The sequence below is a fragment of the Dechloromonas hortensis genome (assembly GCF_009469765.1).
In the GTDB taxonomy this organism is placed as follows: Bacteria; Pseudomonadota; Gammaproteobacteria; order Burkholderiales; family Rhodocyclaceae; genus Azonexus; species Azonexus hortensis.
On the sequence record NZ_SSSQ01000006.1, the window covers coordinates 28,609 to 41,753 of the forward strand.

A 13,145-nucleotide genomic window follows, 5' to 3' on the forward strand; every position below is an offset into this window, starting at 1 on the left:
CGCTTATATTTAAACGGTGTTTGTTTTTTTCGTTAGCTGATAAAAATCTGAAACCATTTTTTCAGCTGAAAATTTGCAATTAACCCTTTCTCGAAATCTCAGGGCTCGAATTTTTGCCTCCTCAGGATGATCCAGTACATGTTCAATTGCCCTCGATAGCCCATTAATGTCATTGTCGTCAAAGAGCAATCCAAACTCTTGGGATGTGATGATTTCTGGAATTCCGCCAACGCGAGAAGCAATAATGGCTGTGCCACATACACCTGCTTCAATCAATACCAAACCAAATGCCTCATTATGGGCGGTGTGGGCCAAACAACTCGAATGTCGCATGAGCGAAGCTATGGCACTCTGAGGTTGATTTTCCAGAAAAAAAACTCTATTAGAGATGTTCAGTTGTTCTGCTGTAGCTTTTAAATGGATTAGCCATTCTCCGCTGCTCGTGCCTCCAGCAAAAATAAGATTAAATTTTTGATGTTTTGAAGAAAGCATGGCGAAGGCTTTAAGGAGAATATCCTGTCCTTTGTGGGAGACATAGTTACCTACATTTAAAATATAAGGCGTTTTGTCAGCCATATTGCAGTTGTCGTCATGGGCTAGGAATTCTTTGCAATCTATACCGTTATGAACCACTTGTACGCTATGTTGGAACAACTCAAGGTCGTCGATACGTTTAGCCAAAGCTGCTGAGCAAGCTGTAATTTTGTCTGTTTGATTTGCAATGGTTTTCCAACGGGGGCTATTCCTAACGATAGCGGATACATCAGATCCGTGAAATGACAAAACAATTTTTCCGCGCCACAGGCCAAAATATTTAAGCAAAGCCAGTGGATAAGCATTTAATGTCGGGAAATGAACGTTGACCGTAGTGATATTGTGTATTCGCAAGTCATGTTGTGCGCTAATGAGGCGACGCAGCAAGGTGACGATATATCTGAAGGGGAGGCGACCATGAGCTGATGGGGGGGCTGGCAGATTCAAATGTAGAAATTTCCTGCCTTGCTCGTCAGTTCTTTCTCCTCGGTGTATCCAGTCTTGAATACCAATGCTTGCCATACCGGGGAAGCGGCTTTCCATCCCGCGCCATAGACGTTCGACAACAACGTCCACCCCGCCCAGCATATCGAACTCCCAGGGAAGATATAGAAGTACTTTTCCCGGTTCGTCTTTTGCCATTTCAGTCATTTCTATCTGGATGAGCGGTCAAGCCATAACGGGTTTGGCTTGAGTTCGCGATATCCATCATCAATGCGTCAGCATAAAACTTTGTTGCCCAGTTTGGGTATTGCCACGGGTGATAGCCGCCGTTGATGGGGTGAGATCCCTTAATTCCACCGACGGTGTCGTTGTTTGGCCCAACTAGTTGTTGGGTTTTTTTGACGAAGCCTAGAACTTTTGAGGCGGCTTCCCGATATTTGTGGTCACCGGTCGTTTTGAATAGGCGCCCCCAATTAATGCCGAGTTGGCAGTCTCCCGTAAGGCAGGACCAGGTAACTGTCGGTTGCCAGTTCTTGTTGAAGCGTCCTGGGAGTTTGCCATCGGGGGGCAGTGCTGCCAGCATCGCGTCGCCGATAGTACGCGCGGCGACAATCAGGTCTTCCCGTTCGGCAGCTATGCCAATTTCGAGCAGCCCGCGCATCGCGTAAGCAATGGTGTGGGTGAAGGGTTGGGTACTGTCCTGAAGGCAGTTCTCGGCCAGCCAGCCGAGTTCATTGCGCTGACTCATGGCCCAATCGGCATTTTTGAGAGCAGCGTTGAGATAGTGGTGATCACCGGTAATATCGAATACGCGTGCCAGGCTCCAAGCAGAGCGGGTGTTGTAGGTGTTGATCTGCTTGCCGGTCATCGGGGAGCCAAATTTTCGCCAGCATCCATCGTCATCCATGACTTCGATTAACCAATCGGCAGCTCTTATCGCAGCCTGGCGATAACGCTCATCACCTTCTTCTTCAAATGCGCGTACCCAGCCAAAGATAACCTGTCCGGTATTGAAAATAGTTGGCTGATCGGAGTCGCCTAGTGCGCCGGCCAAAACGCCTCCGCTTGAGTGCTGAATCTCGATTTCCCAATCAGCCATCTTGCGTGCACGGGCCCGGGCATCATCGTCGCCGGAAAGCGCCGCATAGCGATAGAAGGTAGGGATGATGTAGCCAGTTGTTTCCGGGTACGAAGGGGCCCAGCGTTGATAGCGAACCAGATAGGTCTGAGCGACACCGTTATTGCCCGTGACATCCTGTGCATGCTTCAACCAAGCGATGGCTGCATCGAGGTGGATTCGATTGTCGGTGGGGGAGGTTAGCCCGAGCCCAAGCCTATCTTTCAGGACGAGTCGTTTCAGGTGGATGGTTTCAGCGATTCCCATACGCTTTCCTTGGAAGTGAATGAGTTGACCATTCAAGGGCGGTCAAAGAAATGGGCGCCCTCACTGGCAAGTTTCTGAGCGCCTGTTAGCAATGCTTGAGTGCGTATCCAGACCAGGGCGGTATTGCCGATGCGCCCTCTGTGCAATACCTGGCTACTCTCTAGTTGCGCGATGAGTCGTTCCTCACGGCGTTGTTTATTGGCCAATGGGGAAATTACACGTAGCCATTGTGTGCTTTCGTTGCCGTCATAGTCGACTACCTTGCCAGCGAGCAGTTCGGGTTCATACAGCGGAGTCGGCAAGCTATCTGCTAGGTGGTCTTCAACAAAATGGGTGAAGGTGAATGTGGAGAAGGGGGCATCGAAGCCGAGGATTAAGGCGTTCCGCTCAAGTAGTTCGGCAAATGGAGATTGGCGGCCAAACGGGCGGTCAGTATGCTGATGGCCAGAAATAAAATCTTGCGCATCCTTTCCCCAAGCCAGCAAAGGGTGTGTCGCACTAAGGCTGCGGTGGACCCCTTCTGAACGGCGAAACACCTCTGAGACCAAGCCCATCATTGATGGGCTGCGGCGAACATTCATCGGTTTACCTTTTGCCAACCATTCCGCCGAACTCATGTTGTGATACGGCATTGAAGTCATAACCAGCAGGCCATTATTACCCACCGCAGTTTTTAATGCCTTGATCAGATCTGCAGGCTTGTCGCGAAATCCATTGTGCTGATGCCATGACGAGTGAACGACCAAGGTGGCTCCCGGTTCGATTCCACACTTTCGAATTTGACGGACAAGCTCATCCGGACCATAAGCCCAGATGGTTTTTGTTAGAAGATCCTTGGTCAGGTGTTTTAGTCGGGTAATCATCAGCAGCCTTGAGTATGACTGGCGACAACTTCGTCAAGCAGGGCAGCCAAACGTCGGGTAATTTCGCGGCGGTCGAACTGACTCAGGTAGTCGTTATCGGCTTCCATTTTTTCCGGTGCTGGTCGTGCCAGCCATTCACGCAGCATGATCTCGCAGGCATCAATCGATTCTGCCGGAACGGCCTTGCCCAGACCAGCACGCTCAATGATTTGTTGAGTTGCACCGGGGTCGCACAAGGCGAAAATCGGGCGACGAGCAGCGACATATTCGAACAGTTTTCCGGGAATCACCCCGTCGGATGTTTCACCAGTATCGACAATCAATAACAGGTAGTCACAATTGATCTGCGCATCCATTGCAGCGCTGTAACTTACGTCTCCCGCAAAATCGTAAAGGTGGCCGATGCCGTGGCGGGTCAGTATTTCGTCGTAGCGTGCCCGGATATCTGCTTCTACACCACCAAGTATGCGGACCCGGATATTTTCTACTTGCCTTGGGTCGGTTTTATGGATTCGCCCCAAGGCCTCGGCAAAGGCATAGCCTCGCCTGTTCTTGAAGAGTCGGCCGGTATAAACGAACTCAATCGTTCCTTGCCCGAGTTGACGGGTGCGTTCGCGATTGCTGTAAATATCTGTGTCGTACCCGTTGGTCAGTGTTTCCCACCTGGCTTTGAGGTCTGGGTGGAGGCGTTGCATATAAGCCGTTTTCGGCTCAGAGACGGTAACGATGACGTCTGCTGCCTTTAGTAGCCGCTTTTCTATTCTTAGCTCGAGACGTTTTCTCCACTCAGGCAGCCATTCTCGCAAGACATCCCCAAACCAAAGATCACGGTAGTCCACAATCCAAGGCAGGCCCGTTGCCTGGCGTAAGTCATGTCCGACGTAAGCGCTCGAAAATGGAGGAAGCGTGGTGTATATCGCATCAATTTTGCGTGCCGCGCAAATCTTGATGCACTCTTCGGTGGCTACTCGCGCCCATGGCAGGTAGTTGTCCGGTACGTGAACAAAGTTTCTGAGTAGTTTGCGAACAATCCCGTGCGCCCAATCGAGCAGGTTTGACTGCGGCGAAGGGGTTGAAATTTGTTGAGGGGGGCAGTTTGCAGGAGTTGTTGGCTCCTTGGTAAACGATACATTTTTCTTCCGGCCTAGCAGCAGTTTTGCAAAGTCAGCAATTTTTGCTTCGATATCTGGGAGAGGAAGTCGAATGACGTCCATGCCTTCGGCAATTTCATCAAGTAGTTTGGGATCGAAATTTGGCTCTTGGCCGGATGGCGATAGGGTAACGACCACGGCTTCCCAACCGTGAGCTCGAAGTTGCTCGACGAACTTGACGGTCCTGATGCGGCCAATGGTCTTCAGTGGCGGAAATTCTCCGGCGATCACCAGCAGGGTTCGTGGGGGGGCGTTGTGCATGAGAGTGAATTAGGTTGCCAGGCTTTTACAAAGGGAATGGAATTGAGCGGCACGAGTGGTCCAACTATTTGCTCTGGCATGAGCGAGTCCGGCTTGCCCCATTTGCTTTCGGAGTTGGTCATCGTCGAGCAGGCGTTTGATCGCATCAGAAATTTGGTGAACTGAGTTTCCATCGACCAGCAAGCCTGTTTCACCGTCTTTTATTGCTTCTACTGCCCCACCTGCACGACCACCAATTACTGAACGGCCGCAAGCATTGGCTTCCAGGAAGACCAGCCCGAAGCCTTCTGTATCACCATCTGGCATGGTCCGGTTGGGCATGATGAAGAATTCGGCGCTGCGATAGGCTGAAATCAGGTCACTTTCGGATAAGGGGCCCGTCAAAGTGACTGCTTGTTGTAAGTCGTATTCTACGATCAGTTCTTCCAGTTCTTTTCTTTGGGGACCGGCGCCGATGATCAGCAGGTGGGCATCCGGATGTTCGCCCAAGACAGAACGCCAGGCACGTATTGTCTGATCAAACCCTTTGCGAGGGATGAGTCTTCCAATACTGACGACGATGCGTTTTCCGGTAAGGTTCCAACGCTGGACAAAGGATTGGTCGATACATCCTGGAGAGAAACGTGTGGTATCTACGGCGTTCTCGATCAGGTGAACCCGATTAGATGCCAAACCTAATGCTAATAAGGCATTTTTTGTAAAACTGCTAACAGCAACTATGGCGTCTGCCCGAGCTAAATACTTGAAGCGTTTATTGCCAAAGGATCCGGCATCGAAACGCGTCGTGATCTCTTCGCCGTGAATGTAATAGATCAGACGGCAACCTGTTAAGCGGCGGCACAGTTCACCCAACCAAGCAGAGGAGTTTAGTTCACCGATGCACAACACACTGACGTTATATTGCTTGATCAGTTGCAGGGTCTTTTGGACGAGACGCCATGCAATCGGAAAGTCTATGCTGAGTAAACGCCAAGCAGAAATCAGTTTGTTGGCAGGTGGCGGCAGGATTGGGGGGCGTAATAGTTCAAGGCGATGAACCGGATAGCAACAAGCTTTGTCATATTCCTCCCAGCCAGCGATGGGCTCGTTCAGGTCATAGTTATGGCGAGCCGCAAGGGCAACCATTGTATGCGGTGGCGAGAGTCGGCAGAGGCTTCCATACACGTTTGCCGAGCCGCCATGTATCGGGGCAAAAATGTTGGCGACAAGTAAACAAGACTTTGCAGTGGCAGTATTCATGGCGTAAGTCTCGGCTCAATTCAATCGCTTGGTCTGCTGCATCGTTTGCTCGAGATCGCTAAGAAGGCTTGGTAATAGATCACGAATCAACGCCTCAAGGGCCGGGCTTGCCTCTTCTTCCGTATGGGCAGAGACCGATATCACGATTGCTGCACCGTCGTCACCCTGGCCGCGCAGCAGATTAAATGCCTGAAAAAATTTTGAGCGGACTTCGCTTTGCGTTAAGTAACCGCCAACCCAATACAGGGTTGTGGCCAGCGCAACCGTGTCAGCATGAGTGTACTTTTCCGTCTTCAGGCTAGGCAGCAGGCTGCTTATCGCGTGAAGCTTTCTATTTCCTCGCCATTCCCAGGTTTTTGAAGATTCAATTTGGCTTTTAACATTGACCAGCTCTTGGCCTTGCTTTTGATCGCGGTAATAGGCGAGGTAAATCCTTGCAACCTCACCCGCATAGAGATAATCGCCCTGATGAATTGCTGTGGCACCTATAAAAGATGGTTCAAGCATTGCCAATCCAGGCTGAACTGTGGGAAGTTTGCCCAGTGACTGGGACAAATCAAGTTGCAGCGGTAATGGCTCAATTGATACATGATTGACCATGTTGTCAGCCCCGAGGCGCCAACCGAATGCTATTGCTGATGTTATTAGTGCGGCAGCCAAGATGCGGGGAAGGGCGGTCTGTCTGACTTGGGGCGTTGCATCACCGACAGGAGAGGGGTCACGCCAGCGGTCGCCGATCATGAATGCGGTTATAACGACAACGCCGAATATGACCCAGCCAAATGCAAGATGCGACAGACCGAGGCCCCATTGATTGTCCGTTAGGTGGGCAATCAAGACAATGGCGTAGGCGCGCAGCCAGTTCGCAAACAGTGAAAGGAGAACCATCGCCGCGATAAAGACAAGGCGTTTATACCAGCGCTGATAAGTCAGATAGGCAAAGATCGACCCGACGAAGAATGATGTAAAGAGGTAACGAATCCCAGAACATGCTTCAATGACCGACCAGCTGCCGCTAGGGATAACAAAGTGCCTGTCTTGTTGAAGCACCGGTATGCCACTGGCACGCAGCCCGGCTACGGTGGCATTTGCGGTCCAGTCCATCAAGATCGGCAGGATGTCATGGCCGAAAGGTATGGCAAAAAAAAGGAAGCTTAGTGGACCAAGGAGATTCCTGAATGCTTGATATCCAAGAACGGCCCAGGTTGATCCGATTAACATGAAGACGACGGCAAACTGCGCAACTACCGCTGCCGAGACGAGTTCGCCGACATATGCTGCCGCGCCAGACAACAAGAAAACCACCATACCAGCATAGGATGGTGCGAAGGAAACTCGCCTTAAGATATGACGCTTTTTCCAGGAAAAATAGGCAACTACAGCCAAGACAACGTAGCCATGAGCATGCGATGGTAGTTTTTCCCAAGACTCGACAACCAGGAGAACATGCTCGCGTAGTGCAAAAATAACGCTTGCCCAGACGAGGAACAGGCCAACCCAGGCGAACTGCCTGGACAAAGTTGATCCTTGATTGTTCTCCGGATGAGTTGAGTTTGACCGCATGTTTCCCATCAGCATAATGGAGCGTCCTGTCCGCGTCGTGTCGACATTGCGTTTGATGGACGTTGTTTGGGCATGATTTCCTTTGCCTTTGGCGCAACCTTGCTACTCTGGTTTAAAGCCTCTTGGACGCAACGTTCCGTGCATAGCAGTATGACTAAAATGTAATACGGCATATCCCAGTAGGCCAGACTCAGGAAGGCGCCTCCCACACAAAAGCCAATCAAGCTGACCTTGGTCATGGAGGCGAGGGTGTGAGCCCATTCGAGTTGCTCATGTCCGGCTGATAGCCTTGAAAGCCTGCCGGCGAGGGAATAGGTTGCCGCCCAAAAGGCAAGGTATAAGAACAACCCGATATAGCCATGCTCGCCAAGAACCTGAAAGTAGATGCTGTGGGCAACAATCACGAAATTCGGATTGGGGGCGTATTTCTGATAAATGATCGGAGAGTCGGTGACGAATCCGGCGCCAGTTGGATTTCCGTTGGCGATATTCACCGCCATTGTCCAGGCGTTTATTCGCCCCTGCGCGGAGTCGTCTTCCTCGTAGGTCTGAATGGTATTCATGCGTGATGTCCACTCTTCTGGCATGAACGCCACCGCCATTACGCCGACGATCATGGCAACGACAAATAATGCCAGTTTGGATTTGCTTCGCCACCAGAGAACGCTGCCCATGGCGATCATGGCCAGTAGGGCTCCACGGGAGTGACTGCCGAGGGCTGACAGCAAACAGAGGAACATGGCGCTATACAGGAAACGCTTTGACCACTTCTCGGGAATCTTCGATATAAACGGTAGCCCGCGAAGTAGTGCCGATTGGGTCGCCAAATAGTAGAGGAGTGGCACGGTAATGATCAGGGCAACCGCCAATTCATTGTTCCCCTCAATGACGCTGGCCGGCGGCCCCCATACGCGGGATCCTCCTCCCGTAAGAGCGGTAAAAATCCCACCTTTGATACCAAAGAATGCCAGTGAACCGGTTACAACTACGATGAATCCCAGAATTTCCTCACGGGTATGTATTACCGCGGCGACAGGGAGCAGCATTAAAAGAACCTTGAGGACAAATATGTATTTCTCGAAGCTTTCGTCTGGAAAGACCGCCAATGCGGTTGTAATCCCCATCCAGCCAACAAAGGTCAGGAGAAGTGGAACGGGAAAGCGCATTGTCCAGCGAACCTGTGCTGGGTTGATGAGCATCGAAAAAAACAGCGTCCCTGCTGCAATCATTGCCAGGGGAAGGGAATATGCAAATCCCCATCCCAGCCGGTGAGGATTCATCAAGCCAACCCAGACCCAAAGCAACGCGGCGATATATGGCCGTCGGAGCGCCATGACGGCCCCACTGGCAAAGAGCATCACAATCGCGATGTCACGCATTATCGATAAGTCCCCGGTTTGTCATCGAGACCTCGAAATTTCTTGAAAAAGTTCGATCTGGGCTTGTGTTGTAACATCCCAGCCGAATTGCTCGGCGTATTCCCTGATGGCAATTTTGTCGATAGGTTTTGAAAAAAGGTCGGCATAGGCTGCAAGCAAGGCTTCGTCGTCGCGTCTGGACATTAAGCGTCCAACGGCGTTATGCCTGATAACTTCATTCGTGCCAGGAATATTGGTCGCAATGACCGGTGTACCGCAGGCCATCGACTCCAAGAGAACATTGGCCCATCCCTCGCGACTGGAGCACAGTAGCAGCGCATCGGCAGCGCTATACCAGTATGCCAGTTCTTCATTTGGAACCTGGCCAGCAAACATCACACGCTCGGAGAGTTGATGCTTGTCTGCAAGTTCTTGAAGTGCCGAACGCTCAGGGCCATGTCCGACCAGAACAAGTCGTTCATTGTTATTCAGCTTTGCCAGAGCCTTGATCGCAATATCGTGGCCCTTCAATTCAATCAGGTTGCCGACCGATAACAGAATGCGACAATCATTGGGAAGGCCGAGCCTGTTTCGCGCTTTCGCTTGCTCAATCGGCTGGAAACGCTCCAGATCAACCCCGTTGCGCATGATACGTAATTTGCTGGCCTCGGCTCCCAGTGATGAGAGTACTTGCATCAAACCAGATGAGACGCCAATTGAAGCCTTTGCTTGCTTCGCTGTTTCAAGGATCCGACGCCGTGGTTTTGGATATTGCGCAATCAGGTTCAGATCGCTGCCGCGAGCGGTAACGACAAATGGCTTCCCCAGTGCATGGGCAATGATTCCGGCTGCTACACCATCTGGATAGTAGTAGTGGGCATCGATCAGGTCGAAATCGAAACCGTCGCGAATGATTTTTCTTATGACTGGCAGGGCTGAGCGTGCCAATGAGTATGGTGCAATGTTCATCCCCACTTTTGGGGGCAGCAAGTAGCGCGGGTGAAAAATATCAATGCTGTTTCTGTGTTCAATTTTTGGCGTCTCGGCGTATTTTCCATAGACGCCGAATTTCTTTCCCTTGAATGGAAACCAGGGGACCGGTGCTACGACCTTGGTTTCCACCTGACCTGTTTGCAGCAGTTCGCGAAGACGTGTTTCAACAAAAAGGCCATGAATCGGTCTGACTGCACTTGGGTACAGGGTTGAAAAGAGAAGGGTCCGGATTGGACGCCGAGTCGCATCGTTCACGCTTGTCTGCCTTGATCAGATGCGTTGCACGCATTGCATTGCTGAGCGAGCGTTGCGACCTTTCGGGCATTACCTAGCCAGGTGAGTTCCTGGCAGGTGATCGTCTTGTATGCCTCTTGTGCTATACGGGAGCGCAAATCCGCGTTGTCGCATAGCTGCGTTAGTTTTGCCTGCAAATCGCCCGCCGAACTTGCATCAAACATGAGGGCGTTGTGCTCATCTTTCAGAATTTCAAGCAGGTTTTGCGCACGTGGGGCGATGATGGCTTTGCCTAGCGCCATGTATTCCATCAGTTTTAGTGGTGAAGCATATGAGGTCACTGCGGGTTGCAAGGCAATATCAAAGGCGGCAACGAGTCCGGGGACGGCATCGCGATGAACCACGCCGGTGAAGGTGACCCGGTCTCCGACACCAAGACGATGGGCCTGGGCCTCCAGGTCCTGGCGCACAGGGCCATCGCCAACCACCAAAAGGTGCGAGTTTTCGGGAGCATATTTGCTCGCCATCCAGTCGATAATGCGATCAACGCCATGCCAGTCCCTAATAAAACCAGTAAAGCCCAGTACCAGTGCGTTTGCCAAACCAATCTGTGCTTTGGCGGTTGAAATATGTGGGGCCGATGCGAAATGTTTTTCGTTGATTCCATTGGGAATCACCGAGATTCGTTCATCAGGCACGCCATAGGCTTTGACGTATTCGGCAAGTACATGGGTTACTGGCAGCACATAATCAGCGCTCCGCCAAGCTGTGCCTTCCGCCCATTTGGCAAGCCAGGGCAGGGCGAGGCCGCCGCTATGCTGGGAGCGTTCGAAGACAAGGGGGGAATTGACTTCCAGCAAGAGTGGAATACCCATCCTGCGCTTGAGCATCGTTCCGGCCAGTAGATACAGGTTGTAGCGTTCGTAAATGACATCGGGTTTGAATTCGCGAGCGGCCGCTAGCAGCTTTCGATAGGCGTGCAGTGAGTAGGCGAGTTCGAGCAGTTCATAGATTGCTTTGGGTAGGGCAGCCTTCAGGTGGTGAACCCAACTGACCTTGCCGCCCATTTCGCCCTGCTCACCAACGTTCGGCGCGACGACCAGCACTTCGTGCCCGTTGGCTCGCAGTGCGTCGACCATCTCTTCGATATGGACCGCCTGGCCATCCTTGGAGGCGGTACGGTGGTGGTAGAGAATCTTCATGCAATGCTCGATCAGATAGCGGCAGGATCGTTCATGACGCAACGCATAAATGCATCAAACATCAGGAGGGTCCAGATTGGTGTGCTGTGATCACCTAGTCCGGACTCATGCTGTTCAACGATTTTCTTGATGACCTCGGGATTGAACCATCCTGACTCGGCAATCTGTCCTTTGAGCAGCGTGTCGCGAACACGTTGACGCAGCGGCCCACGAAACCAACGGGAGAGCGGAACGGCAAAACCCATTTTGGGGCGGTACATGATATCTGGCGGCAATAATGGCTCCATGCTTTTCTTCAGCAGGTACTTGCTTTCGCTTCCGCGCATTTTGAGATGTGACGGCAGTGTGGCCAGCCATTCAACCAGTGGGTGGTCCATCAGTGGCTCACGTACCTCCAGGGAGTGCGCCATGCTGGCGCGATCAACCTTGGTATTGATATCGCCGATGAGGTAAGTATGGAGGTCGATGTATTGAATCAAGCCGAGCGGGTCGTCCGTGCCTGCTTTCTTGGCGTGCTCGTGAAACACGTTGAGTGCGCTGTAGCCGCCAAGAGCCGAGTTCAGTGAGTCGCTGAACAATCGCCGGCGCATCGGTGTGCGAATTAGCGACATGCTGTGGAAATAAGCTTCGGCTGAGGTCCGCGCCAAGGCTTCAAAGGTTGTTTTGGCCCGAAAGACTCGTGGTGCCCAATCAGCCTTGGGGTAGAGTTTGCCAAGTGTGCCAAAAAGTGGGCGCCGCAAACCCAGTGGCAGCGCAGAACGCATGCTTTCTTCCATAAGGTGCAGGCGGTAGCGGCGATAGCCGCCAAAGCTCTCATCTCCACCATCACCGGAGAGCGCTACAGTGACATGCTTGCGTGCCAGTTCACAGACCCGATAGGTTGGGATTGCCGAACTATCGGCATAGGGTTCATCGTATAAGCGGGCCAGCGTGTCGATCAGATCGAAGTCATCGCTTTCGACCATGTCGAGATAATGATTGGTCTGATAACGATCAGCCACCGTCTTGGCAAATTCAGTTTCGTTGAAAGCGGGGTCGGAAAAGCCGATCGAGCAGGTGTTGACCGCAGTCTTCGAGAGACCGGCCATCATGGCAACGACCGCGCTCGAATCAACGCCGCCAGAGAGAAATGCACCGAGCGGGACTTCGGAGATCATCCGCAGCCGGATCGACTCTTCAAGTCGGGCAGTCAACTCGGCGCAGGCGTCTCGATCGCTGATTGGGTTGTCGAGGGAGAAACGGACGTCCCAGTACTCCTTCGGTTGGCCAACAACTTGGCCACGGCGCAAAAGCAGCGTATGTGCAGGAGGAAGCTTCCTGGCCTGTTTGAATATGGCGCGCGGTTCCGCGACATATCCCAGCGCAAAATACTCCTCGATGGCGTAAGGGTCGATCTCGCGCTTGAGGCCACCATGAGCCAGAAGCGATTTTAGTTCCGAGCCAAAAAGAAAGTTTCCATCATCGAGGAGCGCGTAGTACAGCGGCTTGACACCAAGGCGGTCGCGGGCCAGAAATAGCGATTGCTGATTACGGTCCCACAAAGCGAAGGCAAACATGCCGCGAAAGCGGTCTACACAGCGTTCCCCCCAGGATTCCCACGCGTGCACAATGACTTCAGTGTCGCTGCGGGTATGGAAAACGTGACCAAGTGCCTGAAGTTCGGGGATGAGTTCCTGATAGTTGTAAATTTCGCCGTTGAAGACGACGCAAACACTCTGGTCTTCGTTGTATAGCGGCTGCTGGCCAGTGGACAGATCGATGATCGACAGGCGGCGATGACCAAGTCCAAGGCCTGGTTCGACGTGCAGACCGCCTTCGTCCGGGCCTCGATGGAACTGCGATTCGTTCATGCGGTGCAGTACCGTACGATCAATGTCGCTTCTACCTCGGGTGTCAAAAATTCCGGTAATGCCACACAT

Annotated in this window: 10 protein-coding genes; all 10 read right to left on the reverse strand. The window is 52.2% G+C overall.

Annotation, left to right across the window (positions count from 1 at the left end; translation table 11 throughout):
* Positions 1-9 precede the first annotated feature (9 nt).
* The 10 genes from GH663_RS11195 to GH663_RS11240 are packed head-to-tail and all read right to left on the reverse strand — an operon-like array spanning position 10 to position 13,145.
* Entirely contained in the window at positions 10-1,176 is a 1,167-nt protein-coding gene (locus GH663_RS11195) for a glycosyltransferase family 4 protein (protein ID WP_170291404.1), read from the reverse strand.
* Between the two features lies 1 nt (position 1,177).
* Positions 1,178-2,362, reverse strand: coding sequence for a glycoside hydrolase family protein (locus GH663_RS11200; protein WP_153131828.1), 1,185 nt, complete (start codon positions 2,360-2,362; stop codon positions 1,178-1,180).
* Between the two features lie 32 nt (positions 2,363-2,394).
* The gene (locus GH663_RS11205; protein WP_153131830.1) at positions 2,395-3,225 is read right to left on the reverse strand and encodes an AAC(3) family N-acetyltransferase; all 831 of its coding nucleotides are present in this window, start codon (positions 3,223-3,225) and stop codon (positions 2,395-2,397) included.
* Positions 3,225-4,637, reverse strand: a complete 1,413-nt coding sequence (locus GH663_RS11210; RefSeq protein ID WP_153131832.1) for a glycosyltransferase — start codon at positions 4,635-4,637, stop codon at positions 3,225-3,227. Before GH663_RS11210 ends, GH663_RS11205 begins: the two co-directional genes overlap by 1 nt.
* A gap of 9 nt (positions 4,638-4,646) precedes the next feature.
* Positions 4,647-5,876 carry a glycosyltransferase family 4 protein gene (locus tag GH663_RS11215; RefSeq protein ID WP_153131834.1) on the reverse strand — a complete coding sequence of 410 codons (1,230 nt, stop codon included), beginning with the start codon at positions 5,874-5,876 and terminating at the stop codon, positions 4,647-4,649.
* A 15-nt stretch (positions 5,877-5,891) separates the two neighbouring features.
* Positions 5,892-7,454 carry an exosortase A gene (xrtA, locus tag GH663_RS11220; RefSeq protein ID WP_153131835.1) on the reverse strand — a complete coding sequence of 521 codons (1,563 nt, stop codon included), beginning with the start codon at positions 7,452-7,454 and terminating at the stop codon, positions 5,892-5,894.
* Positions 7,448-8,818 (reverse strand): putative O-glycosylation ligase, exosortase A system-associated, encoded by a 1,371-nt coding sequence (locus tag GH663_RS11225; RefSeq protein ID WP_153131836.1) that lies wholly within the window; start codon positions 8,816-8,818, stop codon positions 7,448-7,450. Before GH663_RS11225 ends, xrtA begins: the two co-directional genes overlap by 7 nt.
* Before the next feature lie 21 nt (positions 8,819-8,839).
* Positions 8,840-10,045, reverse strand: coding sequence for a glycosyltransferase family 4 protein (locus GH663_RS11230; RefSeq protein WP_211371128.1), 1,206 nt, complete (start codon positions 10,043-10,045; stop codon positions 8,840-8,842).
* Positions 10,042-11,226: a glycosyltransferase family 4 protein gene (locus tag GH663_RS11235; RefSeq protein WP_153131837.1), complete on the reverse strand. Its 1,185-nt coding sequence runs from the start codon at positions 11,224-11,226 to the stop codon at positions 10,042-10,044. The genes GH663_RS11230 and GH663_RS11235 overlap by 4 nt, the downstream gene beginning before the upstream one ends.
* Positions 11,227-11,237: 11 nt before the next feature.
* Positions 11,238-13,145: an XrtA/PEP-CTERM system amidotransferase gene (locus tag GH663_RS11240; RefSeq protein ID WP_153131838.1), complete on the reverse strand. Its 1,908-nt coding sequence runs from the start codon at positions 13,143-13,145 to the stop codon at positions 11,238-11,240.